The sequence below is a fragment of the Streptomyces varsoviensis genome (genome assembly GCF_000718635.1).
Lineage (GTDB): Bacteria > Actinomycetota > Actinomycetes > Streptomycetales > Streptomycetaceae > Streptomyces > Streptomyces varsoviensis.
The window spans coordinates 37,613-63,350 of sequence record NZ_JOBF01000011.1 but is presented as its reverse complement, the minus strand read 5'-3'; the positions used below and the strand labels follow the sequence as shown (position 1 = coordinate 63,350).

The window sequence follows — 25,738 nt, the reverse complement described above, 5'->3', positions numbered from 1 at the left end:
CGATAAAGCACCTTCTGCGCCATCATCGGGGCGCTTGCGTCACAGGGGCCGCATCCGGAAGTCGTAGCGCGTCGGCAGCGGGTGGGCGGCCCGCGCCCGCTCGCGCACGTCGCCGGTGACCGGGCCGCCGCCCGCGACGAGCTGCTCGGCGATGGCGTACCAGGTGTCGCCGAGCGCCTCCTCGCCCTCGCGCAGATCGTCCACCTCGAAGCCCTCGTCGAAGATCTCCCGGGCGGCGGGCGCGTCCCCGCTCGCGAGCAGGACGCGGGCGGCCAGCAGGCGGAAGCGGCCGCGGTCGCGGGTGGTGCGGGGCAGCGCGTCGAGCACGTCCGCGGCGTCGCGCGGGCGGCCCGCGGCGAGCAGCGCGAGGATCGCCTCCTGGCCGAGTGCGGCGAGCGCGGCCCGCTGCTCGGCGCCGTCGCAGCAGCGGTCGCCGGCGTCGCGGAACGCCTGGAGCCAGCGGTCGGCGGCCCGTGCGTGGTGGCCGCCGGCCTGGTCGGCGACGGCCAGGCAGCGCAGCGAGGGCCAGTGGTCGGCGGCCGAGTGCTCCCAGCTCCGGGCGGCCTGGGAGCGGTCGCCGGCGTGCCACTGGGCGACGCCGAGGTGGTAGCGGACGTCGGGCGTCGGCCGCGCCGCCTCCAGGTGCTCGCGCCAGTGCGGGCCGACGAGCGAGGGGCCGGGCGGCTGGTGCCGGGGGTGCGGCGGCAGGCAGCCGGAGCGCAGCAGTTCGAGCCAGGGGGCCTGCTGGGGGCCGAGCGTCGCCGCGTCGAAGGGGGTGCCGGGCAGCCGGTGGCCGCCGGCCTCGGTTTCCAGCGCGCCCCAGCCGGAGCCGGTGGCCAGGCTCTCCTTGGGTTCGGCGTCGGCGTACGGCAGCCAGGCCGTGTACGCGGCGTCCACGTCGGCGCGCGGCAGCGCCGCCGCCAGCCGCCGCTCGGCCTCGGCGCGGGCCGCCGCCCAGTCGGCGCCGTGGATCGCGGCGGGGTCGGCGGACAGCGGCCCGTACGCCTCCAGCCAGGTGAACTCGGCGCCCGGCGCCAGCGGTACGTGCTCCATCTGGGTGCGGGCGAGGCCCGCCTGGATCTCGGCGTAGCCGCCGGTGCCGGGTTCGGTCAGCCACTCCTGCCAGCGGCGTCCGCCGGCGCCCGAGCCCCAGCGGAAGAGCTTGCGGCCGCGCAGCGCGGCGGTCGAGGTCTGTACGAGGCCGTGGCCCCGCTCGTCGAGCGCGGCGATCCAGGGGCGGGCGCCGTCCTCGATGTCGTGGAAGAAGTCGGCGGGGTACGCGCCGCGCGGCGGGTACGTGCCATCGGCGTCCCCGGCGCCGGGGAGGGGGACGTGGCGCAGCGATCTGTCGTAGCCGAAGTGCCAGGCGGCGTCGGCGGGGGCGAGGACGCGGGTGTTCTCGGGGACGGCGGTGTTGGACCACCAGTAGACGGGCGCGGTGCGCTCGCCGGGGTTGCGGACGCGCACCCCCGCGTACAGGAACTCGGCGCCCTCCGGGAGCCAGAGGTCGATCTGGAAGACGACATCGCGCAGGCGCTCCCACTCCCACAGCCGCAGCATCTCGCCGCCGTCCGGGGCGGGGACGCGGGCGGCGTGCAGCGGGGCGGTGCACAGCGGGCCGTGGCCGGTGGCGCCGATGTTCCACTCGATGCCGCCGGAGAACCAGGCGCCGTTGAGCGCGAAGTCTGCGGGCTGGAGGACCGGGTTGACGTAGAGGAGGTCGCGGCCGGTGGGCTTGTGGAGCAGGGAGTGGACGCGGCCGCCGAGGCCGGGCAGGACGGTGGCGCGCAGCCGGTCGTTCTCGATGACGAGGGCGTCGAGGTCGACGGGGGCGCGATGGCGGGTGTAGCCGTCGCGCAGCCGGACCGGCAGGACCGAGCGCAGCGGCGCGTAGCCGCTCTGGAGGGCCATGTCGGCGGGGAGGGCGGCGCGCTGCCGGGCGTCGAGCCGGTGCGCCTCGCCGCGCGGGTCGCGCGGCAGCAGGGCGGGCAGCGGGTTCTCGGGCCCGAGCGGCGCGGCGGGCAGGGTCAGGACAGCACGTCGGATGGTCGTGGCCACGGCAACCTCGCTCCTCGTCTGGCGCCGCCGCACGACGGCGCTCCGGCACGCCGCGCCCGGCGGCCCCCGATGACCATGGAACACGCTCGCGGCCCCGCTGAACAGGGCCGCCCTCGGTCAGGGTTGCGCAAAGAGCGGTGGCGGGGGCGGTGACGGGGGCGGCGTCGCGGCGCGGTCGGGGCGGTGGTCCGGGAGGCGGTGCCGAGCCCTCCGGGGCGGCTGGAGCCCATTGGGTAAGGTGAACCTAACTCGTTCGCCCGCCCTCGGAGGTCGTGTTCATGCCGGTGTCCGCCCCGCCGACCGGTACGGTCAAGCGCCCGCCGCCGATCCCGCGCCCCGCGCCCGTGGAGCGCGCGGCCAGCCCGCTGATCGCCTCGCTCGGGCCGCGCCCGGACGCGGCCGGATTCTGGCGCTCGCTGCCGGGCGGCAGCACCCCGGTGATCGAGGCGGACCCGGCCGGCTCCGCCGACCACGCGGTGGTCACCTTCCTGTGGCGCGGCTCCGCCGCCACGCGCGCCGTGCTCGTACTGCCGAACAAGGTCGCCGACCCGCGCGCGCTGGAACGCAACCTCATGGACCGGGTGCCGGGCACCGACATCTGGCACTGGTCGGTGCGGATGCGCCGCGACTGGCGGGCGACGTACACGCTCTGCGTGGACGAGGGACAGGGGACGGCGGGGCTCGAAGGCGCCGAGCACGCCGCCTGGCTGCGCGGCCAGGGCCGCCGCGACCCCCTCAACCCCCGCTCGTTCCCCCCGCGGTGGGGCGGCGAGCCCGTCTCCGTGGTCGAACTCCCCGGCGCGCCCGCCCAGTCCGACTGGCTGCCGCGCCCCGGCGTCCCGGCCGGCACGGTCTCCACGCATACGTTCGCCAGCCGCGTCCTCGGCAACGAGCGGCGGGTACGGGCCTACGCGCCGCCCGGCGAGGACCACCGCGACCTGCCCGTACTCGTCCTCTTCGACGGCGAGATGTGGCAGCCGGGGCTGGGCGTCGCCACCCTGCTCGACAACCTCATCGCGGACGGCCGCATACCGCCGCTCGTCGCGCTGCTGCCCGAGTCCCTGGGCAGCGACGCCCGCTGGGCGGAACTGACCTGCAACGACGGTTTCGTGGACTTCCTGGCCGACGAGCTGCTGCCGTGGGCTGCCGGCCGCTGGCCCCTGACGGCCGACCCGGCCCGTACGGTCCTGGCCGGCCAGAGCCTCGGCGGCCTCATGGCCGCCCACGCCGCCGTCCGCGCCCCCCACCGCTTCGGCAACGCCCTCGCCCAGTCCGGCTCCTTCTGGTGGCCCAACGGCCCCGACGCCGAATGGCTGACGCACGCCATAGCGACCACGGAGGCGGCGCGCCTCCCGGTCCGCTTCCACCTCTCCGCCGGCGAACAGGAATGGGTCCTCCTCCCCGCCAACCGCCGCCTCCGCGACGCCCTCCAAGCCCACGGCCACGACATCCACTACCGAGAATTCAACGGCGGCCACGACTACCTGTGCTGGCGCACAGAACTAGCCGACGGGTTGGTCCACCTACTAGGCCAGCATTAGCCCCGAACCCCCCGCGCCCCAAAGGGGCGCGGGGAACTGCGCGACCAGCCACAACGCACCCGCAGCGAACGAACCACCGCACCCACCCCAGGGGCGCGGGGAACTGCGCGACCAGCCACGACGCACCCGCAGTCGGCGGACTGACACGCCCACACGGCGAACCGTCACCCCAAGCCCGCCGCAGGCGAACCGTCACCGCAAGCCCGCCGCAGGCGAACCGTCAGAGGTGATGGCCCACCGCTCATGGTCCCGCCAAGCCCCGTCGATGAAGAGAAAGTCCGGCGAGAAGCCCTCCAGCCGAAACCCGTGCCGCTTCACGAGCGCCAGCGACCTCTCATTCCCCGGCTGAATATTGGCTTCGAGGCGGTGCAGGCCCAGCGGCCCGAACGCGTGGCGCAGCACGAGCCCCATTCCCTCGCTCATGTAGCCGCGCCCGGCGCTCGGCGCGAAGGCGCCGTATCCCACGGCCCCGCACTGGAAGCGGCCGCGGGCGATGTTGTTGATGTTGATGAAGCCGGCTGGTTCACCCGTCACCGTCTCGCAGATGACGAAGCCCTCGCGGTGGGGGCCGTCGAGCCCGTCGTAGAACGCCTCCCACGCCGTCCCGGTGGTCGGCATCGCCAGCCACGGGTGGTGCAGGTCGACGCTGGCGCGCGCGAGGGCCGTGAACCGTTCCCCGTCCCCGTACACGATGGGGCGGATGCCCACGCGGGGTCCGGTCGCGAGATACGTGGGGTATTCAGCAGAGGGGTATTCAGCAGAACTGTCGTCGTCGGGCATCGGGCCATCCTAGGAAAGCGCCTGGTCACCGCCAAGCGGGTTTGTCGGTGCCCCACAGCCCCGGCAGCGAGGGGAAGTCCCGCGGGCCGCCGTCGAAGGACACGGGCGGCAGCGCGTACCGTACGTGCCCCAGCGGCCCGTCGCCCTCGGTGAGCCAGGGCGTGGGCTCGTACGTGCCGGTCGGCTCGCCCGCGTCCGGCTTCAGGTCGTTGATCAGCCAGGACGCCGTCTGGGCGAGCGCGAGCCGGGCCAGGTACGAGCCGCCGGTCGCCTGCCGGAGTGCGGCGGCGCGCAGCACGGCGGCGGCGAGGAGGTAGCCGGTGCCGTGGTCGAGCGCCTGGGCGGGCAGCGCGCCGGGGTGCCCGTCGCGGTCGGCCTCGATGGCGGCGATGCCGCTGGCGGCCTGTACGAGTGAGTCGAAGCCGCGTCGCTGTCCCCAGGGTCCGTACGGGCCCCAGGCGCTGAGCTGGGCGACGATCAGGCCGGGCCGGCGTTCGATGAGCGCTTCGGGCGCGAGGCCGTGCCGGTCGAGGGCGCCGGGCCGGTAGCCGGTGACGACGATGTCGGCGGTGGCCAGCAGTTCCTCGAAGGCGGCCCGGTCGGCGGGGGCGCCGAGGTCGAGGACGGTGGACCGTTTGCCGAAGCCGGTGTCGGAGTGGGCGGCCTGGCTCTCGGGGAGTCGCGGGGAGTCGACGCGCAGCACGTCGGCGCCGAGGAGGGCGAGGGTGCGGGTGGCCACGGGCCCGGCGATGACGCGGGTGAGGTCGAGGACGCGCAGCCCCTCGGCGGGCCGGGCGGGTGCGGGCGGGAGCGTACGGGCCGGGGCGTCGCCGGTCCGGTCGAGGGCGAGCAGGGGGTGGCCGGCGACGGCCGCGCCCTGGGGGTGTTCGGCCCAGTTCCGCGGTCCGCGGACGGCGACGGCGAGCCCGCCGGCGGCGTAGACGGTCTCCTGCACCTCCTCGGACTCGCGGCCCGCGAGTTCGGCGGCGGCTTGTTCGACGAGCCGTTCGTCGGCGGCGTCGGCGTCCAGGCCGAGGGCGGCGATGAGCCGGGCGCGGTGGTGCGGGTAGTTGGCGTGGGTGCGCAGCCAGCCGTCCGCGGTGCGCCAGAAGCGGGAGAGGGGCGCGAAGGTGGACGCGCCGCGCCCGTCGACGCGGAGGTGCCGCTCGCTGACGAACGCGGTGGCGACCGCGCCCTCGTCGACCCGGACGGCGGGGAGGGGGCCGCCGCCGCGGGTGGCGGCGAGTTCGGCCGCGGCGAGCGAGGCGACGGCGACGGTCGAGCGCGCCAGTTCGCGTACGGGCAGTCGTGCGGGGAGTACGTCGTCGGGGCCTTGGTAGCCGATGGCGGCCAGGTGTGCGGGGTCGCCGCCGAGGGCCGCCCAGGCGTGAGCCGTTCCGTCGATAGATCGTTTCAGCACACACCCAGTGTGGCACTCAGTGCCGCCGGACGCGCCGCCGGGCCGGTCCGGGTGGCGGGGCCGCCGGCCCGGCGGCCCCGCCACCACGGTCTCCGGCGGTCAGGCCGTACGCGCGGGATTCTCGAACGTACCGGCGTGACCGCGCGGCCCGGGGCCGTCACTTGCGGCGGAAGGTGACGAAGCGGCCCACCAGCCAGCCGATCACCAGCATCACGGCGAGCGCGATCCACAGCGGGACCGTGACCTCCGGGAGGAGGAGGCGGACCTTGACCTGGCGGGTGTTCTCGAAGACGAAGACGAGCGCGAGGATGGCGATGACCAGCAGCAGCAGGCGGCTCGGCGTCACCAGTTCGCGGGCCCGGCCGCCCGAGGGGCCGCCGCTCGGCTTCGTCGAGGTCTTGGGGCTCATGGCGTGACCCTTCCGTCGTGGTGCGGGCGGGTCGCCGGGGCCGGCGAGACGGCCGCCTCCGGTTCCAGGATGGGACGGAGGCGGCCGTTCCGCCTGGTGGGGAGGGGCGGCGCGGTGGGCCGTACGGGTGAACGGCGGGCCGGCACCGTTCACCCGGGCGCACCCGCGGGCCGGCCCCGCCCCTCGGGCGCGCCCCGCGGGTCAGCCCCGCTCCCCCAGGTACGCGGCCACCGCCTCGGCGACCTCGGCGATCGGGCCCGGCTGCGTCATCTGCGGATGCAGGCAGTCGATGTCGCGGTTGAGCAGGTCACCGGTGACGTACGGCCGCCACGCGTCCCTCGTCAGCCAGTCCTCGGCGCGGGGCGCCGTGGCGGTGAAGAAGAGCACGTCGCCGTCGAAGACGCGGTGGTCGTGCCGGCGCATCAGGGTGGCGTTGTTGACGACGATGTCGACGACGGCCGTCAGGGTGTGGTCGGAGAGGCTGGCCAGCGCGCTGCCCTCGGTGCGCAGGGTCCGCGTGACCTGCTCGCGGGTGAGCGTCCCGCTCGCGTCGAACTCGAAGCCGGCCATGCGCAGCAGCGCGCCGAGCGCGTCGGCCTCCTTGGGCCCGGCCCGGCCGCGCCACTGGTCGGACGGGTAGGCGTCGAGCAGGGCGAGCAGTTCGACCTCCTCGCCCTCGTCCTGGAGCCGCACGGCGACGGTGTGCGCGATGACGCCGCCCACCGACCAGCCCAGCAGGCGGTACGGGCCGTGCGGCCGCACCTCGCGGATGTGGGCGAGGTAGTCCTCGGCCATCTCGTCCATGGTGGCGGGGAGCGGTTCGACGGCCGTGGCGGGGGTGAGGCCGCGCGCCTGGATCCCGTACACCGGCTGGTCGGGGCCGAGGTGGGCGAGGAGCCCGGAGTAGCACCAACTGATGCCGCCCGCCGGGTGCACGACGAACAGCGGGGCCTGCCCGCCGCTCACGCGCAGCGGCAGCACGACGTCGAGGGCCTGTTCGGCGTCGCCCGCCCGGTGCAGCCGCTCGGCGAGCGCGGCGGGGGTGGGGGCCTGGAAGAGCGCGCCGATGGCGAGCTTCGCGCCGAGGGTGTCGCGGACCCGGGCGACGAGGCGGGCGGCGAGCAGCGAGTTGCCGCCGAGGTCGAAGAAGCTGTCGTCGACGCCGACGCGGGGCAGCGCGAGCGCTTCGGCGAAGAGCCGGGCCAGGGTCTCCTCGCGGTGGTCGCGGGGCGCGCGCCCCTCGGTGGCGGCGATCTCGGGGGCGGGCAGCGCTCCCCGGTCCAGCTTGCCGTTGGCGCTGAGCGGGAAGCCGTCGAGGACGACGAGGGCGCTGGGCACCATGTAGTCGGGCAGCACGGCGGCGAGCCGGTCGCGCAGTGCGGCCGCGTCGAGTGCGGCGGCCGGGTCCGGCGTGCCGGCCTCGGCGGCGGCATCCGCCGAGGCCGGAGTCACATAGCCCACCAGGCGCTGGTCGCCGGGGGTGTCCTCGCGGACCAGGACGCACGCCGCGGCGACGGACTCGTCGGCGCTCAGCACCGCCTCGATCTCGCCGAGTTCGATGCGCAGGCCGCGCAGTTTGACCTGGTGGTCGGTGCGGCCGAGGTATTCGACGCTGCCGTCGGCGCGCCAGCGGGCGAGGTCGCCGGTCGCGTACATCAGCTCGCCGGGCGCGCCGAAGGGGTCGGCGGTGAACCGCTCGGCGGTCAGGTCGGGGCGGCCGAGGTAGCCGGTGGCGAGCTGGGCGCCCGCGAGGTGCAGTTCGCCGGGGACGCCGGGCGGGCAGAGGCCGCGGGCGGCGTCGAGGATGTAGAGCCGGGTGTTCCAGACGGGCCGGCCGATGGGCACGGGCCCTTCCTCGCCGGGCGCGCAGGCGTGGTACGTGACGTCGACGGCGGCCTCGGTCGGCCCGTACAGATTGTGCAGCGGTACGCCGGGCAGCACGCGGTGGAACTGGTCGGCGGTCTCGCGGGGCAGGGCCTCGCCGCTGCAGAAGACGCGGCGCAGGCTCGTACCGGCGCCGGCTGCGGGCTCGGTCAGGAAGACCTGGAGCATGGAGGGCACGAAGTGCGCGGTGGTGATGCGCTGTTCGCGGATGGTACGGGCCAGGTAGGCGGGGTCCTGGTGGCCGCCGGGCGCGGCGAGGACGAGGGTCGCGCCGACGCGCAGCGGCCAGAAGAACTCCCAGACGGACACGTCGAATCCGGACGGGGTCTTCTGGAGCACCCGGTCGTCGGGGGCGAGCCGGTACTCGGCCTGCATCCAGCGCAGCCGGTTGTCGATCGCGGAGTGCGGGACGACGACGCCCTTGGGGCGGCCGGTGGAGCCGGAGGTGTAGATGACGTACGCGGGATGCTGCGGGGTCAGCGCGCGGCCGGGGTCGGTGGCGGCGTACTCGGCGAGCTCCGCGCGGAGGGCCGGGTCGTCGAGGACGAGGACCGGCAGCTCGGTGGGGGGCAGCGCGGGGCGGGTGGCGGCGTCGGTCAGGACGCAGACCGGCGCGGCGTCGTCGAGGGTGTAGGCGAGCCGGTCGGCCGGGTAGTCCGGGTCGAGCGGCAGGTAGGCGCCGCCGACCTTGAGGACGGCGAGGAGCGCGACGACCAGGTCCACGGAGCGGGGTACGGCGACGGCGGCGAGGCTGCCGGGGCCGACGCCGAGGGCCGCGAGGCGGCGGGCGAGCCGGTTGGCGCGGGCGTTCAGCTCGGCGTAGGTCAGCGACTCCTCGCCGAGAACGAGGGCGGTGGCGCCGGGGGTGCGGGCCGCGCGGGACTCGATGGGCCCGATGAGGGTGGTCGGCGGCACGGCCACGGCGGTGTCGTTGAACTCGCCGAGGATTCGCTCGCGCTCCTCGGCGGTGGCGAGCGGGAACGCGGCGAGCGGGGTGTGCGGGTCGCTGTCCGCGATCCGGGTCAGCAGGTCGAGGAAGCGGCCCTGGTGGGTGGCGAGTTCGTCCTCGGTGTAGAGGGCGGGGTTGCCGTCGTAGTCGATGCGCAGGCCGCGGCCGTCGGTGCGGTCGTAGACGTTGACGGTGAGGTCGTCGACGGGGCCGGCGGAGAGGTTGTGGGCGTCCGAGCGGGCGCCCGCGAAGGTCAGCGCGTAGTCGAAGGGCATGACGTTGACGAGCGGCCCGACCAGCGCCCGGCCCTCGCCGAGGAGGCCGAGGTCGCGGCGGATGTCCTCGTAGCGGAAGCGCTGGTGGCGGCGGGCGGCGCGGATGGCGAGGACGACCTGGCGGGTCAGTTCGGCCAGGGTCGCGTCGGGGCCGACGGTCAGCCGCAGCGGCAGCACGTTCATGACCATGCCGGGGATGCGCAGGGCGACGGAGCCCATGCGGCCCATCATCGGCAGGCCGAGGACGACCTCGCCGGCACCGGTGGTGCGGGCGGTGCACAGGGCCTGCGCGGCGATCAGGACGTCCGGCCAGGTGGCCCGCGCGGCGGTGGCGAAGGCGCGGAGCCGTTCGGTGGCGTCGGGGGCGAGGTGGGCGGTGCGGCGCAGGAAGGTGCGCGAGGGCAGCGCGGTGCGGCCGGCGGGCGAGGGGGCCTCGGGGCGGTCCGCGAACGCCTCGGACCAGTGGGCGCGGTCCTTCTCGTACGCGTCGGAGCCGCGGTATTCGGCGTCGTCGGCGACGAGGTCGGCGAGACGCCCGAAGGGGCTGGGGCCGGGGTCCTCGCCGGCCGCGAGGGCGGTGAAGGTCTCGGCGACGCGGCGGGCGAGGAGCGAGTAGCCGTAGCCGTCCATGACGGCGTGGTGGACACGCTGGTACCAGAGCCAGCGGTCGTCGGCCACGCGGAACAGGGCGTGCGCGAAGAGCGGGCCCGCGGCGAGGTCGAAGGGGACGTCGAGGTCGGCGCGCATCCAGGCGCGCGCGGCGGCGTCGGGGTCGGCCTCGTCGCGGGCGTCGAAGACCCGCAGCGGGAAGGGGAGTTCGCCGTCGTGCCGGGTGCTCGACGCGCCGGCGGGCAGGCCGAGGAACGCGTCGGAGGCGCCGGGCGCGGAGGTCCCGGCGACGGCCGGGGCGTACGGGGCGAGCGGGGCGACCGTGACGGCCCGGGGCACCGGCCCGAAGGCCAGCGGCAGTTGGCGGGGGCCGTCGGCGGTCTCCACCAGCCGTACGCACAGCGCCTCGGCCTCGTCGGCGGTGCGGCGCAGGGCCCGGGCGAACAGCGCCGGGTCGACGGGGCCGTGGATCTCGATGCACTCGGCGGTGTTCTGGGCGGGGCTGTCGGGGTCGAGGGCCTGGGCGAACCACATGCCGGCCTGGGCGGCGGTGAGGGGAAGCCCCTCCGGCTCGGGGGCGGCGGGCGTGGCCGGGGCGCGCTCGGCGGTGCGTACGGTCATGCCGGCTCCCCCAGCAGCGCCCACCAGCGTTCGATCCCGGGCGCCTCGGCGAGGTCGGCGAAGGTGACCTCGGCGCCGTGGTCGCGGCGCCAGCGCTCGATGAGGGTCATGATGCGGACGGAGTCGAGGCCGTAGTCGACGAGGTTCTCGTCGTCGGGGATGTCGGCGGGGTCCTCGCCGAGCACGTCGGCCACGTCGTCCCGGATCTGCTGGATGGTGAGCGCCATGGGGGTCAGCGTCCTTCGAAGATGCGGTCGGCGGTGGTGACGACGGCGCACTTGGCGGCGGCCCAGCGCAGCGCCATGTGGTGGTCGGCCGCGGAGAAGTCGGCCACGGCGTCGGCGACGAGGAACGCCTGGATGTCGCGCATCCACGCGTCGCAGGCGCTCATCAGCACGCCGATGTGCGCGTACACGCCGACGACGATGAGCTGGTCGCGGCCCTGTGCGGCCATCCGCTCGGCGAGGTCGGTGCGGACGAACGCGCTGTACTTCCACTTGGTGAGCACGGTGTCGCCGTCCTGCGGCGCGACGCGGTCGGCGACGGCCTTCAGCCGCTCGTCGTCGGGCAGGCCGGGGCCCCAGAAGTCCTGCTGGAGGCCGCGCTCGGCGGGGGTCTGGCCGCCGGGCTGGGCGCTGTAGACGACGGGGACGCCGCGCTCGCGGCACTCCTTGGTCAGCCGTTCGACGCCCGCGAGGAGTTCGGTGACCGGGGACTCGTCGGCGGTGAAGGCGTCGAGGAAGTAGTTCTGCAGGTCGTGGACGAGCAGGACGGCGCGATCGGGGTCGACGGTCCACTGGACGCGGTTGGCCGGGAGGTCGGCCGCGGTGGGCATCGGGTAGGGGGCGATGGCCGGCAGTGCCATGGGGTGCCTTTCGGGTGCTGGGTCGTGCGCTGCGGGTGCTGCCGGGCCGCCCGGCCGCCGTGCGCGGGGCGGGCGGGCCCGGCCGGGCTCAGCGCGGGGTGGTCTGCGCTCTGAGCTGCTCGGCGATGGCGGCGCGCAGGTCCTTCTTGGAGATCTTGCCGATGCCGGTCTGCGGGAACGCGTCGACGAACTCGACGCGGTCGGGGACCTTGTAGGCGGCGAGCCCGCGCTCCCGGACGAACTTCTTCACGGCGACCGGCCGGATCGGCTCGGCGCCGTCCCGGAGGACGACGTACGCGCAGGTCCGCTCGCCGAGGTAGTCGTCGGGCATGGAGACGATGGCCACGTCGTGGACGGCGGGGTGGGCGAGGATGTGGTTCTCGATCTCCTCGGCGGCGACCTTCTCGCCGCCCCGGTTGATCTGGTCCTTGGCGCGGCCCTCGACGACGAGGTAGCCGTCCTCGGTCAGGCGCACGACATCGCCGGTGCGGTAGAAGCCGTCGCGGGTGAAGGACTTGGCGTTGTGCGCGGGGGCCCGCCAGTAGCCGCGGATGGTGTACGGGCCGCGGGTCAGCAGGTGGCCGGTCGCGCCGACGGGCAGGTCGTTGTCCTCGTCGTCGACGACGCGGATCTCGTCGTCGGGGGAGATGGGGCGGCCCTGGGTGGTGACGATGGTCTCGTACGGGTCGTCCAGGCGGGTGTAGTTGACCAGCCCCTCCGCCATGCCGAAGACCTGCTGGAGGGTGCAGCCGATGGCGGGGCCGACGCGGCGGGCGGCCTCCTCGCTGAACTTCGCGCCGCCCACCAGCAGCACGTCGAGGCTGCTGAGGTCGCAGGAGGTGGTGGCGGCGGCCTCGGTCCACACGAGGGCGAGCGGCGGCACGAGGCCGGTGATGGTGACGCGTTCGCGCTCGATGAGCGGGAAGGCCACGTCGGGGCTGGGCTGCGGGGCGAGGACGACGCGGGCGCCGGCGTAGAGGGCGCCGAGCGTGCCGGGCGAGCTGAGCGGGAAGTTGTGGGCGGCGGGCAGCGCGCAGAGGTAGACGCTGTGCTCGTCGACCGCGCAGATCTCGTTGGAGCCCCAGAGCGAGTAGATGTAGTCGTCGTGGGTGCGCGGGATGAGCTTGGGCACGCCGGTGGAGCCGCCGGAGAGCTGGAGGAAGGCGAGGTCGTCGGGGCGGGGGCCGTCCTCGACGGCGACGGGCTCGCGCGCCACGTCGGCGAGCGCAGTGTGCTCGCCGGGGTCTCCTACGACGAACACGTCGCGCAGGGTGGGGACTTCGGCGCGTACCTTCGCGGCCAGTTCCCGGTGGTCGAAGCCGCCGTTGACGTCGGGGATGACGTAGGCGACGGCCTCGGTGAACTCGCAGAAGTAGCGGATCTCGCTCTCGCGGTGGGCGGGGAGCGCGAAGACGGGCAGCGCGCCGATGCGGAAGAGCGCGAAGACCGTCTCGAAGAACTCGGCAACGTTGGGGAGCTGGACGACGACGCGGTCGCCCTTGGCGATGCCGCGGGCGAGGAATCCGGCGGCGAGCCGGTCGGCGCGCTCGTCGAGCTGCCCGTACGTCCAGCGGCGGCCGGCCCCGGCGGGGTCGACGATCGCGACGCGGTCGGGGTGGTTCAGCGCGCGCTCGCGCAGCATGGCGCCGAAGGTCTCGCCGCGCCAGTAGCCGGCGGCGCGGTAGCGCTCGGCGTACTCGGCGGGCCAGGTCGGCGCGTCGGGTATGGCGGGCTGGTCGTGTGTTTCAGGCATCGTGCGCGATTCGGGTGTCGCGTGCGTCTCGGGCGTTTCGTGCGTGACGGGTGGTTCGAGGGTCACTGGTCTGCCCCCACGGCGTGCAGGAAGGTACGGAACTTGGCGCCGGTCTCGGCGGTCTCCGCTTCCGGCGTGGACGCTGCGACGATACCCGCACCCGCGTAGAGCCGCAGCGAGCCCCGGTCGGCCTCGGCGCAGCGGATGGTGACGACCCATTCGCCGTCGCCGTCGGCGTCGCCCCAGCCGACGACGCCGCTGTACATGCCGCGGTCGAAGGGTTCGAGTTCGCGGATGACGTGGCGGGCGGTGCCGGTGGGGGTGCCGCAGACGGCGGGGGTGGGGTGCAGGGCGCAGGCCAGCTCCAGCGCGGAGGCGCGGGGTTCGGCGAGCCGGCCGGTGACGGTGGTGGACAGGTGCCACATCGCGGCGGTGCGTACGAGCGTGGGCTGGGCGGGCACGGCGAGGTCCGCGCAGTACGGGGCGAGGGCGTCGCGTACGGCGTCGACGACGACGGCGTGCTCGTGCAGGTCCTTGGCGGACTCCAGGAGGGCCGCGGCGCGGCGGACGTCCTCGGCGAGGTCGGGGCTGCGCGGCACGGAGCCGGCCAGCGGGTTGGCGACCACGCGGTCGCCGCGCCGGGAGACGAGGAGTTCGGGGCTGGCGCCGAGCAGGGTGCGGCCGGGGCCGGTGGGCACGGCGAAGGTGTAGCCGGTGGGGTCGCGGCGGGCGAGGCGCTGGAGGAGGCCGGGCAGGTCCGGCGCGGCGGTGGCGTCCGTACCGGCGGGCGCGGTGAGTTCGAGGGTGCGGGCGAGCACGACCTTGCTGAAGTCGCCGCGCTTCATGCGGCGTACGGCCTCGGCGACGGCGTCGCCGTAGACGGCCGGCTCGGGCACGGGCCGGATCTGCCAGCGGGTGGCCTCGGGGGCGGCGGCGGGGAGCGCGATCAGCGGGTCCTCGGCGAGCGGCGGGGCCCAGCGGGCGGTCTCGGGCACGGCGAGGGCGGCGGGCGCGTCCTGGTCGAAGGGGACGGCGCCGACGACGAGGGGCGCGGGGTCGCCCGCGGCGCGCCGGGCTTCGAGGGTCTCGGCGACGCGGCGGGGCAGCGGCCGTTCGTCGTGCGGGACTTCGGCGCGTACGCCGTGGGCGAGGAGGGTCCGGGTGGGCGAGGCGAAGAAGCGGGCGTCGCCGGGGGCGTAGGCGTCGAGGAGGCCGGTGGCCAGGCCCACGGTGGCGGCGCGGGGGGCGCCGGAGACGCCCGCACGGGTCTCCTGGGCGGCCGGCCGGGCGGGAGCCGCCGCGGTGGCGGTCGCGGCGGGCGGGGCCGCCGCGGTGGCCGGGCGGGTCGCGCTCTCGGGGGCGTGGCCCGCGGTCTGCTGGTCCGCCGGGGCGGTGGTGGTGCCGCCGGCGGTGCCGGGTATCCAACGCTCGGCGACGTCATGCGCCCTGGTCACCTGGTGCTCCGTCTCTCCGGCGCTCGTGGCGCCGGCTGGGGTGGGGGAAGTGCTCGCCGCCGCGTGGCCGGTGGGCTCCGGGGGCGTCGGGGCGGGGTGGGCGCGGGCCCGGTCGGGTGCCGGCCGGGGCGGGCGCCGGTCGTGCGCGGGGGCCGCCGGGAGCGGCCGGGCGGGTATCACGGTGGGTCAGGCCCGCAGGGTCGCGCCGCCGTCGACGTAGAGGTCGTGCATGGTGATGTGGCGGGCCCGGTCGGAGACCAGGAAGGCCACGGCCTCGGCGATGTCGGAGGGCTCGGCGATGCGGCCGAGCGGGATGCCGACGCGGTACGTGGCGGGGTCGCCGTCGATGACGCGCAGCGGCGCCTGCGCGTCGGTCCACATGCCGCGCTGCATGGCGGTGTCCGTGGAGCCGGGCGAGACGACGTTGCAGCGGATGCCGCTGCGGGCGAGTTCCAGGCCGAGGCACTTGGTGAACATGGTGGCGGCGGCCTTGGAGGCGGCGTACGCGGCCATGCTGGTGCGGGGGACGCCGGCGGCGTTGGAGCCGACGGTCACCACGCAGCCGGCGCGGCGCTCGCCCATGCGGCGGGCGGCGGCGCGGCAGGTGTTGAAGACGCCGGTGGTGTTGACGGCGAAGGTGGCGTTCCAGTCCTCGTCGGTGAGGTCGACGACGGGCGCGGTGTGCAGCACGCCGGCGACGTTGACGAGGATGTCGAGGGGGCCGGCGGTGCGCTCCACGTCGTCCATGACGCGTTCGACGGCGGCGCTGTCGGTAACGTCGGCGAGGTGGGCGGTGACGCGGGCGGCGCCGAACTCGGTTTCGAGCGCCTTGATGCCGTCGGGGGTGGCGTCGAGGGCCGCGACCTTGGCGCCGCGTTCGATGAGCGCGCGGACGACCGCCTCGCCTATGCCCTGTCCGGCACCGGTGACCAGCGCGACGCGTCCGGCGAGTTCTGGCTGCTGCACGACGGAATCCCCTCCTGGAAGTTAGGTAAGGCTAACCTAACATGCGCTTGAGCCTGGTGAGGAGCGGCGAGCGCCGCACAGGCCGCCGCCCGACTGCTCCCCCGCCGCCCTCCGCCCCCGTCACATCACTGCGCCCTCAGCTCACTTGGCCATGGCCTTCTGGATGTCCTCCAGCACCGACATCGCGGCCAGCGGGCCGCCCAGGCTCGTCCACTTCGAGCCGTCGATCTCGGTGAGGTGGCCGTCCTTGACCGCGCCGAGCTGCTGGTACGCCGGCTTCTTCTTCAGCGCCGCGAAGAGGTCCGCGTCCTTGCCCTTGGCCGCGAGGGTGCCGATGAACAGCCAGTCCGCGTCGATCTGCTTGATGTCCTCGTCGCTGATCGGCGTGGAGTGGCCGGCGCCCTTCTGGTTCTGGATGCCGGGGCGCTTGAAGCCGAGGTCCTTGAGCACATCGCTGATGAAGACGCCCTGCTGCATGACGGCGGTGCCCTTGGCGGAGTAGCGGGCGACACTCACCGTCTTGCCTGCGTTCGCGCCGACGGCCTTCTTCACCTCGCCGGCCTTCGCGTCGTAGTCCGCGAGGAACTTCTTCGCGTCGGCCTCCTTGTTGAGGATCTTCCCGGTGAGGGAGAGCGCGGACTTCCAGTCCTTGTCTTTGCCGATCGTCACGACCGTCGGCGCGATGCTCCGCATCTGCGTGAGCACCTGACGGTCGCTGATCTGGCCCGCGAGGATGACGTCCGGCTTGGCCGCGAGGACCTTCTCGACGTCCGGGCCGGTGACCGCGCCGACCACGGGGATGTCCTGTGCCTTGTCCTTCAGGTACTCCGGGGCGCCCTGCTGGCCGCGACCGGCCGTCAGGCCCACCGGCTTGACGCCGAGCGCGAGGGAGCTGTCGAGGTCCATCTCGCTGAGCACGACGACCTTCTTGGGGGCGGCGGGCACCTCCACCTGCGCGCCGGTCGCGTCGGTGATCCGGCGGGCGTCGCTCTTGCCGCCGTCCGACTTCGCACTGTCCGACGTGCCCTTGTCGTCCGAACCGCAGGCGGTGAGGGAGAGCGCGGCGGCGACGGCGATCGCGGTGGCGGCGGTCAGCCGGGTACGCGAGGAACGGGGGGAGGACATGTGTGGATCTCCGAGCTCTGGGGATGACATCCGGGGACGGGTGGACAAGGCGGGACCAACGCGCCGTGCGGCACGAAGGCATGGCAGAGTGTCGGACGCGTCGGCGCGACCCGCCCGAGACCCCACCAGGCATTAGGTTAGGCTAACCTCATGCTGGTTGCGCAAGAGGGCGGGGCCCAGATCCCCGCGCCACCCGAGGCCGAGCCCCCGATATCCGACGGCTCGCGCGGCCGGGTCCGCTGGACGGCCCTCGCGCTCACCCTGGCGCTCCTCGTACTCGCCCTGCTCTCGCTGCTCATCGGCACCGGCAGCCAATCAGCCGGCCGCGCGCTCGACTTCCTGCTCGGCGACCACGCCGCCCGCGCCGACGCCCAACTGCGCCTGGCCGTCGTGGACGTACGCGTGCCGCGCACCATCGCCGCCGTGCTCGTCGGCGTCGCCCTCGGCACCGCCGGCGCCCTCCTCCAGGCCGTCACCCGCAACCCGCTCGCCGAGACCGGGCTGCTGGGCGTCAACTCGGGGGCCGCGCTCGGCGTCGTCATCGGCCTCACCTACTTCGGCGCCGGCTCCTCGTACGCGATGCTCCTCTGGGCCCTCGCCGGCGGGCTCGCCGCCAGCGCCGTCGTCCTGCTGCTCGCCGCCTCCGGCCGCGGCGCCGGCGCCTCGCCGCTGCGGCTCGTCCTGGCCGGCTCGGCGCTCGGCGCCACCTTCCACGGCGCGACCTCGTACGTGCTCCTGGGCACCAAGTCCACCTTCGACGAGTACCGCTACTGGACCATCGGCTCGCTCGCCGGCATCGAGACGTCCACCGCCCTGGCCATGGCCCCGCTCGTCGCCGTCGGCCTCCTCGTCGCGCTCGGCGCGGCCCGGCCGCTCGGAGCGCTCGCCCTCGGCGACGACTCCGCCCGCGCGCTCGGCCACCACCCGGGCCGCATCCGCCTGGTGGTGGCCGGCGCGGTCACCCTCCTCGCGGGCGCCGCCGTGGCGCTCGCCGGGCCCATCGCCTTCCTCGGGCTCCTCGCCCCGTACGCGGCGCGGACCGTCACCGGCCCCCGCATGGCGCCCCAACTGCTGCTGTCCGCCCTCATCGGGGCCGACGTGATGATCGGCGCGGACATCCTGTCGCGCGTCGTCATCCGCCCCTGGGAGACCCCCGTCAGCGTGCTCCTCGCGCTCCTCGGCGGGCCGCTGCTGATCTGGATCGCCCGGTCGAACCGGATGAGCGGCCTCGGCGCGTCGGGGGCGTCCGCATGACCGAGCGCCCGACCGAGCCGCGTACCGACGTGCCTGCGACGAGCGACACCGCGATCACCCCGCCGGACAGCGTCGTGCTGCGCACCGGCGCCCTCTCCTGGCTCTTCCCGCGCCGCACCGCGCTCGTCTCCGTCGGCCTCGCCCTCGTCATCGCCGTCGTCGTCGCGCTGGCCACCTTCGCCAGCTCCACCGGGCTGAGCGCCGCCGACACCCTCGGCGGGCTGCTGGGCACCGGCGACCGGATGACCGTGATGCTGATCCAGGACTTCCGGCTGCCGCGCATCCTCGTCGGCCTGATGGTCGGCGCGGCCCTCGGCGTCTCCGGCTGCCTCACCCAGACGCTGGCCGGCAACCGGCTCGCCACCCCCGACATCATCGGCGTCAACGAGGGCGCGACCGCCGCCGTCGTCGCCTCCGTCGTCGGCAGCTCCACCGCGATGGTCGGCGACTGGTGGCTCGGCCCGCTCGGCGCGGTCGGCGCCGCGATCGTCGTCGTCGCCTGCGCGGGCGGCGCGGGCACCCGCGGCTACCGCGTCCTGGTCGTCGGCATCGGCGTCTCCACCCTCGTCGGCGCCGTCACCGACCTCGTGATGTCCCGGCAGAACGAGAACACCGCCGGCGGCGTCTTCCTGTGGAGCGTCGGCAGCCTCAACGGCCGCGACTACGGCGTCGGCCGGCCGCTGCTGCTCTGCCTCGTCGTGCTCCTCCCGCTCGCCCTGATCGCCGGCCGCCGCCTGGACGTCATGCGGTTCGACGACGACATGGCCGCCGCCCTCGGCGTCAACATCCGGCTCGTCCGCGGCCTGACCCTGGCGCTGGCCGTCGCGCTGGCCGGCGTCGCGGTGGGCATCGGCGGCCCGATCGCCTTCGTGGCGCTCGCCTCCCCCATCCTCGCGGGCCGCCTGTACGGGCCCACCCGGGTGCCCATCGTGGGCTCCGCGCTGGTGGGCGCGGGCCTCATCGCCGCCGCCGACGCGCTCGGCCGCGTCATCGCCCCCGTCGAGATCCCAGTCGGCGTGGTCACCAGCGTCCTCGGCGGTCCGTTCCTGCTGTGGGTCCTGATCAGCGGCGACGGCCGCGCACGGACCGGCAGCCCCTCCCGCCGCTCCTCCAGAAAGGGATGACCGTGGCCAACAGCACCCACGACCTCGTCGTCGAACGGGTCGAGGCCGGCTACCCCGGACACCTCGCCGTCCGCGGCGTCGACCTCACCGTGCCGGCCGGCCGCGTCGTCGCCATCGTCGGCCCCAACGGCTGCGGCAAGTCCACCCTGCTGCGCACCATCGCCCGCCTCCACCAGCCCCGGTCCGGCACCGTGACGGTCGGCGGCGCCGACATCTGGCAGCTCGGCCAGCGCCGCGCCGCCCACCTCGTCTCGCTGCTGCCGCAGGCCCCGCAGGCCCCCGAGGCCGTCACCGTCGCCGGGCTCGTACGGTACGGGCGCCACCCCCACCAGGGGCTGTTCCGCCAGTGGTCGCGCGACGACGAACGGGCGGTGCGCGCCGCCCTGGACGCCACCGGCACCACCGAGCTGGCCGGCCGCCGGCTCGACCGGCTCTCCGGCGGCCAGCGCCAGCGCTGCTGGCTCGCCATGGTCCTCGCCCAGGAGACGCCCCTCGTCCTCCTCGACGAGCCGACCAGCGCCCTCGACCTCGGCCACGCCGTCGAGGTGCTGGAACTGGCCCGCTCGGTGGCCGCCGCGGGCCGCACCGTCGTGATGGTCCTGCACGACCTGATGAGCGCCGCCCGCTACGCCGACGTCATCGTCGCCATGCGCGACGGCGAGATCGTCGCCGACGGCCCCTCGCGGGAGGTCGTCGACGCCGCGCTGGTACGCACCCTGTACGGCATCGACGCCGACGTGCTCGCGGCCCCCGGCGACGGCTCCCCCGTCGTGGTGCCCGCCGCCCGTACGCCGCGGGCCCCCGCCGCCGCTCCCGCCCCCGCGGCGGCCGGCCCCGGAAAGGCCCGAATGTAGGCTTCCCACGTGCGCATTCTGGTGGTCGAGGACGAAGAGCGGCTGGCCGACACCCTCCGGCGGGGGCTGGCCGCCGCGGGCCACTGGGTGGACGTGGCGCACGACGGGCGGCGCGGCCTGGAGCTCGCCCTGGCCCAGGGGTACGACGCGCTCGTCCTCGACGTGATGCTGCCCGGCCTCGACGGCTACGAGGTCTGCGGGCGGCTGCGGCGGCTCAAGGACCGTACGCCGATCCTCATGCTCACCGCGAAGGACGGCGAGTACGACGAGGCCGAGGGGCTCGACGCGGGCGCCGACGACTACCTCGCCAAGCCCTTCTCCTTCGTGGTCCTGCTCGCCCGGCTGCGGGCGCTGGGCCGCCGGGCCGGGCGCGAGCGGCCCACCACCCTGCAGGCCGGGGACCTCGTCCTGGACGTCGCCGCGCGCGCCTGCCGCCGCGGCGCCCGGGAGATCGAGCTGACCACCCGCGAACTCGCCGTCCTGTCCTGCCTGATGGGCGGCGGCGGCCAGGCGGTCGCCAAATCGGACATCCTGCACGAGGTCTGGGACGCCCCCGGCGACATCGACCCCAATATCGTCGAGGTCTACATCAGCTCGCTCCGCAAGAAGGTGGACGCCCCCTTCGGGCGCCGCTCCATCCGCACCGTGCGGGGCGTCGGCTACCGGGTGACACCCGATGACGGCTGACCGCCCGCACCGCCGGCTGCGCCGCCTCCTGCCCCGTACGGTACGGGCCCGGGCCACCGCCGCCGCGGCCCTGACCATGGCCGTCATCCTGGCGGCCGGCGGCGGCTGGCTCTATCTCGTGCTGCGCCACAACCTCCTCGACAACGCCGCCGAGCGCACCGAGCTGGCCGCCCGCAAGACCGCGGCCGGGCTCGGCCCCGAGCCCGGCCGCGGGCGCCTCTCGGCGGGGCTGCCCGAACCCGACGGCGGCGTCGACTCCGTCTTCGTCCTGGGGCCGCGCGGGCAGGTGCTCGCGGGCACCGGCCCGGACCCGGCGACCCGCGCCGCCGGGCTCGCCGGGTTCCGCCCGCCCGCCGGGCAGGACTCCGCGACCCGCGTCCTGTGCTGCGCGAAGGCCGCCGGCGGGCAGCGCAGCGTCGCCGTCGTCGTACGCGCCCCCGACCCGCGGGGCGACCGCTACGTCTACGGCCTCACCGTCCTCAACGACGTCTCCAACGCCACCAGCGCCCTCGCCCTGACCCTGCTGATCGGCGCGCCCCTGCTGATGGCCCTGACCGTCGGCATCGCCTGGGCGGTGACCGGGCTCGCGCTGCGGCCCGTCGCCGCGATCCGCGGCGAGCTGGCCGCCGTCACCGCCAGCGAACTGGACCGCAGGGTGCCGGACCCGGACAGCGGCGACGAGGTCGCCCGGCTCGCCCGGACCGTCAACGCCACCCTCGACCGGCTGGAGCAGGCCGTGGACCGGCAGCGGCAGTTCGTCGCCGACGCCTCGCACGAGCTGCGCAACCCGGTCGCGGCGCTCCGCGCCGAGCTGGAGGTGGGGCTCGTCGGCTCCAGCGACCCGCGGCTCGCCGCGTCCGTACGGCAGGCGCTCGGCGACGCCGACCGGCTCCAGCGGATCATCACGGACCTGCTGCTGCTCGCCCGGCTCGACGCCCGGGTGCACCGCCCGGACCAGGCGGTGGACCTGGCGCTGCTGGCCGCCGAGGAGATCGCGCGGCGCCGCTCGCCGCGGGTGCCCCTCACCCTCGCCGCCGACGAGCCGGTGCCCGTCCGGGGCGACCACGCGCAGTTGGAGCGGCTGCTGGCCAACCTCGTCGACAACGCCCAGCGGTACGCGCGGTCGGCCGTACGTATCCGCGCCGCCCTGGACCCGGTGACCGGCGAGGCGTCGCTGACGGTGACCGACGACGGGCCCGGCATCCCGCCCGACGCCGCGGAGCGGGTCTTCGAGCGCTTCACCCGGCTGCACCCGGCCCGCGACCGGGGCAGCGGCGGTACCGGCCTCGGGCTCGCCATCGCCCGGGAGATCGCCCAGGCGCACGGCGGGTCGCTGCGCGTGGAGCCCGCGCCGGACGGCGCCGCCGGGGCGCGGCTGGCGGCCCGCTTCCCGACCGGCGCGGCCGCCCGCCGAAGACCCGGCCCGGACGCGGACCGCTCCCCCTCTGAAGGAAGGGCTTCCTGAAGGGACCGCTTCCTTAAAGGGTCTTCAGGAACCTCAGGTTCTCTTCAGCGGCGGTCAGCGATGATCAGATGATGATCGGATCATGCCCGTGCGGCCTCGTGCCCACGGGCCGTACCACCGTTCGAACCGGGAGGACACCGTGCGTGGACGGATCACCGAGCCATTGGCGGTGACCGCCGCCGGGGCGGACCCGGGCGTCTCCGGCGACGCGACCACCCTCGCCGGACCCGCCGACGGGGCCCGCGGCCGCCGGTGGCGCGCCGCGTCGGGGTCGCCGAGCCCCCGCCGCACCGAGGCGCTGCTGCTGCTCTTCGTCCTGTTCATCGTCACCTTCGGCTACACCGACGCGGGGCTCGGCCTGACCGGTCAGGTGCCCGACGGGCTGGCCGGCTTCGTGGCCTCGCAGGCGTGCTGCTCGCTGGTGGCGCACATCGCGGTGCGCCGCTTCGCGGCGCGGGCCGATCCGCTGATCCTGCCGCTGGCGATGCTGCTGACCGGTCTCGGACTGGTCCTCATCCACCGGCTGGACCACTCCTACAAGGAACGCTGGCACTCCGGCGCGATGGCGCCGGGCCAGCTCATCTGGACCGTCGCGGGCGTCGGCGTGGCCATCGCGGTGATCGCCTTCCTCAAGGACTACCGGCGGCTCCAGCGCTATATCTACGTGACCATGGCCGCGGCGCTCGTGCTGCTCATCGCCCCGGCGATGTTCCCGGGCGACTCCTACGGCGCGAAGCGGTGGGTCCACGTGGGGCCGCTCACCTTCCAGCCGGGCGAGTTCGTGAAGGTCATGATCGCGATCTTCTTCGCCGGGTACCTCGTCACGCACCGGGACGCGCTCACCCTGACGGGCCGCCGCTTCCTGGGCATGCGGCTGCCGCCGGGCCGGCAGCTCGGCCCGATCGTCACGATCTGGATCATCAGCCTGCTCGTCCTGGTCTTCGAGCGCGACCTGGGCACCTCGCTGATCTTCTTCGGCCTGTTCGTGGTGATGCTCTACGCCGCCACCGAGCGCACCAGTTGGGTGGTGTGCGGCGTGCTGATGGCCGCGGTCGGCGCGTTCGCGGTCGGCTCGACGGAGCCGCACGTCAAGGGCCGTATCGTCGCGTGGCTGCATCCCTTCGACATCTATCTGCCGCCGGATCAGCGGCCGCCGGGGCTCGTCTCCGACCAGGCCGCGCAGGCGCTGTTCAGCTTCGGCTCCGGCGGCGTCGGCGGTACGGGCCTGGGGCTCGGCCACCCGGACCTGATCCAGTTCGCGGGCCGCTCCGACTTCATCCTGACCAGCGTCGGCGAGGAGCTGGGGCTGGCCGGCACCATGGCGGTGATCGTGCTGTACGCGCTGCTGATCCAGCGCGGGCTGCGCACCGCCCTGCTCGCCAACGACCCCTTCGGCAAGCTGCTCTCCCTCGGCCTCGCCGTCGTCCTCGCCCTCCAGGTCTTCGTGGTGGCGGGCGGCGTCACCGGGCTGATGCCGCTGACCGGCAAGGCGCTCCCGTTCCTGGCCCAGGGCGGCTCGTCCATGGTCGCGAACTGGCTGCTCATCGCCGTCATGATCAAGGTCAGCGACGGGGCGCGGCGGCAGCAGGACCTCTGAGCGGCGCCCCCGGCCGCGGCCGGGGGCGCGTCCTCACTCGGCGAGCGGCAGCTCGGGGATGTCCGGGGCGGCGAAGCCGAAGACCTGCGCGTACAGGGAGAGCTCGGCCTCCAGCGCCCGGACCATGGTGTCGGCGCGGCGGAAGCCGTGGCCCTCGCCCTCGAAGGAGAGGTACGCGTGCGGGATGCCGCGCCCCTTGAGCGCTTCGAGGAACCGCTCGCACTGCACGGGCGGGCAGATCGGGTCCTCCAGGCCCTGGAGGAGCACGAAGGGCACGGAGAGGCGGGCGGCGCGGTGCAGCGGTGAGCGGTCCCGGTAGCGGTCGGGCGCCTCGGCGAGCGGGCCGATCAGGGAGTGCAGGTACTGGGACTCGAAGTCGTGGGTGCCGTCGGCCGCCCAGCCGACGAGGTCCAGGACCGGGTAGCTGATGGTGCCGCAGGCGTAGACGTCGGTCGAGGTGAGCGAGGCGGCCGTGGTCCAGCCGCCGGCGCTGCCGCCGCGGATGGCGAGCCGCGCCCGGTCGGCGGTGCCCTCGTCGGCGAGGGCCCGGGCGACGGCGGCACAGTCCTCGACGTCGACCACGCCCCAGTTCCCGCGCAGCCGGTCGCGGTACTCGCGCCCGTACCCCGTCGAGCCTCCGTAGTTGACCTCCACGACGCCGATGCCGCGGGAGGTGAAGTAGGCGATCTCCAGGTCGAGGACGAGCGGGACGCGGCTGGTGGGGCCGCCGTGGGCCCACACGACGTAGGGCGGCAGCTCGTCGGAGGGGCCCGTGTGGTCGGGGCTGTGCGGCGGGTGGACGTGGGCGTGGATGTCCCGTCCGTCGGGGCCGGTGAAGACGCGGAGCTGCGGCTCGGGGTAGTAGGCGCGGTCCACGGGGTCGGTGTGGCCGGCGGCGGCGACCCGGCTGCGGCCCGTACAGGCGTCGAGCTCCACCACCTCGTAGCCGGTGCGCGGGCTGGCGGCGATGCCGAAGACGCGGGTGCCGCTGACGGCCAGCGACGCGGCCCAGTCCGTCCAGGGGCCCGCCGCGTCGACGAGTTCGCCGCTGAGCGGGTCGAGTATGCCCAGCGCGGTAGTGCCGCGGCCGTGCACGACGGCGACGGTGCCGTTGTCCAGCGGCGCGAACCAGCGCTGGCCGATCGTCCACAGCGGACCGGCGAACTCCTCCTCGCGCGGGCAGACGGGGGCGGTCTCGCCGGTGTCCGGGTCGACGCGGTGCACGTTCCACCAGCCGGTGCGGTCGGTGGCGGCGAGGAGCGTGCCGTAGGCGGTCCATTCGGCCTGGGCGACGGCCTCGCCGGGGCCGCCGAGCACGGTGCGCGCGCCCGTGAACCCGGCCGTCGCGGCGTCGGCGGTCTCCGCGACGCGCAGCTCCGTGCCGTCCCACGGCATCCGCGGGTGGTCCCAGGCGAGCCAGGCCGCCCGCCGCCCGTCGGGCGAGAGCCGGGGCCCGGTGAGGAACCGGTGCCGGTCGTCGGTCAGTTCGCGGACGCGGCCCCGGTCCTCGGCGGCGGAGCCGTCCAGCGGTACGGCCGCGATGACGCGGCGCACGTCGGTGGGGCCCTCGCCGGTGAACTCCTCCAGGACGCACCAGACTTCGCCCCGGTCCAGGTGGACGCTCGCGTCGACCCAGCGCAGCCCGCCGCCGATGTCCGACACGGGGGTGAGCGGACGCGGGGCCGCGCCGTCCGGGTGGTCCGGCTCGTAGGCGTAGAGCCGCTGGTCGGCGAAGTCGCTGAAGACGATCAGCGGGCCGCCGTGCTCGCGGGGCGCCCCCGCCCACGGCTGCCCGCCGTACTCGATCACCCGGGTGCGGATGTTCCACGGCGCGGCCAGCGGCGACTCCTCGACGCCGTCGCGCAGCCGCATCAGCGCGCGCCGGCCGCCCTCCTCGGGGCGGGGCGCGACCCACCACACCTCGTCGCCGACCGTGCCGAGGAAGCCGGGCCGGCCGTCCCGCGCGGCGGCGAGCTGGGCGTCGATCGGGGAGGGCCAGGCTCCGTAGGGCGCCGTGGTCGTCATGATGGCTACGCCTCCTGTGGCGG

At 75.2% G+C, this 25,738-nt stretch carries 19 protein-coding genes; 7 read left to right on the top strand and 12 right to left on the bottom strand.

Annotation, left to right across the window (positions count from 1 at the left end; genetic code table 11):
* Window positions 1-39: 39 nt before the first annotated feature.
* Window positions 40-2,058: a DUF5107 domain-containing protein gene (locus IF55_RS16615; RefSeq protein ID WP_030877328.1), complete on the bottom strand. Its 2,019-nt coding sequence runs from the start codon at window positions 2,056-2,058 to the stop codon at window positions 40-42.
* Between the two features lie 278 nt (window positions 2,059-2,336).
* Between IF55_RS16615 and fes the strand changes: the two genes are divergently transcribed.
* Entirely contained in the window at window positions 2,337-3,599 is a 1,263-nt protein-coding gene (fes, locus tag IF55_RS16610; RefSeq protein WP_030877331.1) for an enterochelin esterase, read from the top strand.
* Between the two features lie 192 nt (window positions 3,600-3,791).
* Here fes and IF55_RS16605 read toward each other — a convergent pair whose 3' ends face one another.
* The 10 genes from IF55_RS16605 to IF55_RS16560 all read right to left on the bottom strand — a co-directional run bounded on the left by IF55_RS16605 (window position 3,792) and on the right by IF55_RS16560 (window position 16,709).
* Window positions 3,792-4,379, bottom strand: a complete 588-nt coding sequence (locus IF55_RS16605; RefSeq protein ID WP_048832064.1) for a GNAT family N-acetyltransferase — start codon at window positions 4,377-4,379, stop codon at window positions 3,792-3,794.
* 25 nt (window positions 4,380-4,404) lie between these two features.
* Complete coding sequence (locus IF55_RS16600; RefSeq protein WP_030877336.1) at window positions 4,405-5,799, bottom strand: CoA transferase; 1,395 nt, start codon at window positions 5,797-5,799, stop codon at window positions 4,405-4,407.
* A 157-nt stretch (window positions 5,800-5,956) separates the two neighbouring features.
* Window positions 5,957-6,208, bottom strand: a complete 252-nt coding sequence (locus IF55_RS16595; RefSeq protein ID WP_030877338.1) for a DUF1049 domain-containing protein — start codon at window positions 6,206-6,208, stop codon at window positions 5,957-5,959.
* Window positions 6,209-6,409: 201 nt separating this feature from the next.
* The gene (locus IF55_RS16590) at window positions 6,410-10,546 is read right to left on the bottom strand and encodes a non-ribosomal peptide synthetase (protein ID WP_030877339.1); all 4,137 of its coding nucleotides are present in this window, start codon (window positions 10,544-10,546) and stop codon (window positions 6,410-6,412) included.
* Complete coding sequence (locus IF55_RS16585) at window positions 10,543-10,773, bottom strand: phosphopantetheine-binding protein (RefSeq protein ID WP_030877343.1); 231 nt, start codon at window positions 10,771-10,773, stop codon at window positions 10,543-10,545. The genes IF55_RS16590 and IF55_RS16585 overlap by 4 nt, the downstream gene beginning before the upstream one ends.
* A gap of 5 nt (window positions 10,774-10,778) precedes the next feature.
* A complete protein-coding gene (locus IF55_RS16580) occupies window positions 10,779-11,411 on the bottom strand; it encodes an isochorismatase family protein (protein WP_030877346.1) in 633 nt (210 codons plus the stop codon).
* Between the two features lie 88 nt (window positions 11,412-11,499).
* Window positions 11,500-13,164: a (2,3-dihydroxybenzoyl)adenylate synthase gene (locus IF55_RS16575; protein ID WP_048832063.1), complete on the bottom strand. Its 1,665-nt coding sequence runs from the start codon at window positions 13,162-13,164 to the stop codon at window positions 11,500-11,502.
* A 62-nt stretch (window positions 13,165-13,226) separates the two neighbouring features.
* Window positions 13,227-14,393, bottom strand: a complete 1,167-nt coding sequence (gene dhbC / locus IF55_RS16570) for an isochorismate synthase DhbC (protein ID WP_037963232.1) — start codon at window positions 14,391-14,393, stop codon at window positions 13,227-13,229.
* 411 nt (window positions 14,394-14,804) lie between these two features.
* Window positions 14,805-15,584, bottom strand: coding sequence for a 2,3-dihydro-2,3-dihydroxybenzoate dehydrogenase (locus IF55_RS16565; protein WP_030877354.1), 780 nt, complete (start codon window positions 15,582-15,584; stop codon window positions 14,805-14,807).
* A gap of 141 nt (window positions 15,585-15,725) precedes the next feature.
* A complete protein-coding gene (locus tag IF55_RS16560; RefSeq protein WP_030877357.1) occupies window positions 15,726-16,709 on the bottom strand; it encodes an ABC transporter substrate-binding protein in 984 nt (327 codons plus the stop codon).
* A 150-nt stretch (window positions 16,710-16,859) separates the two neighbouring features.
* On the opposite strand from IF55_RS16560, the gene IF55_RS16555 reads away from it, so the two are divergent.
* The 6 genes from IF55_RS16555 (at window position 16,860) to IF55_RS16530 (ending at window position 23,690) form a co-directional block, all read left to right on the top strand.
* Entirely contained in the window at window positions 16,860-17,963 is a 1,104-nt protein-coding gene (locus IF55_RS16555; RefSeq protein ID WP_078644516.1) for a FecCD family ABC transporter permease, read from the top strand.
* Window positions 17,960-19,087, top strand: a complete 1,128-nt coding sequence (locus IF55_RS16550; protein WP_048832062.1) for a FecCD family ABC transporter permease — start codon at window positions 17,960-17,962, stop codon at window positions 19,085-19,087. The genes IF55_RS16555 and IF55_RS16550 overlap by 4 nt, the downstream gene beginning before the upstream one ends.
* 2 nt (window positions 19,088-19,089) lie before the next feature.
* On the top strand, window positions 19,090-19,941 hold the full coding sequence (locus IF55_RS16545; protein ID WP_398244620.1) for an ABC transporter ATP-binding protein: 852 nt from the start codon (window positions 19,090-19,092) through the stop codon (window positions 19,939-19,941).
* 9 nt (window positions 19,942-19,950) lie between these two features.
* On the top strand, window positions 19,951-20,628 hold the full coding sequence (locus IF55_RS16540; RefSeq protein WP_030877368.1) for a response regulator transcription factor: 678 nt from the start codon (window positions 19,951-19,953) through the stop codon (window positions 20,626-20,628).
* On the top strand, window positions 20,618-22,093 hold the full coding sequence (locus IF55_RS16535) for a sensor histidine kinase (RefSeq protein WP_048832060.1): 1,476 nt from the start codon (window positions 20,618-20,620) through the stop codon (window positions 22,091-22,093). Before IF55_RS16540 ends, IF55_RS16535 begins: the two co-directional genes overlap by 11 nt.
* Before the next feature lie 301 nt (window positions 22,094-22,394).
* Complete coding sequence (locus IF55_RS16530) at window positions 22,395-23,690, top strand: FtsW/RodA/SpoVE family cell cycle protein (protein WP_398244711.1); 1,296 nt, start codon at window positions 22,395-22,397, stop codon at window positions 23,688-23,690.
* Between the two features lie 33 nt (window positions 23,691-23,723).
* Here the strand turns inward: IF55_RS16530 and IF55_RS16525 are convergent, their stop codons facing one another.
* Entirely contained in the window at window positions 23,724-25,715 is a 1,992-nt protein-coding gene (locus IF55_RS16525; RefSeq protein ID WP_030877378.1) for a prolyl oligopeptidase family serine peptidase, read from the bottom strand.
* Between the last annotated feature and the right edge of the window lie 23 nt (window positions 25,716-25,738).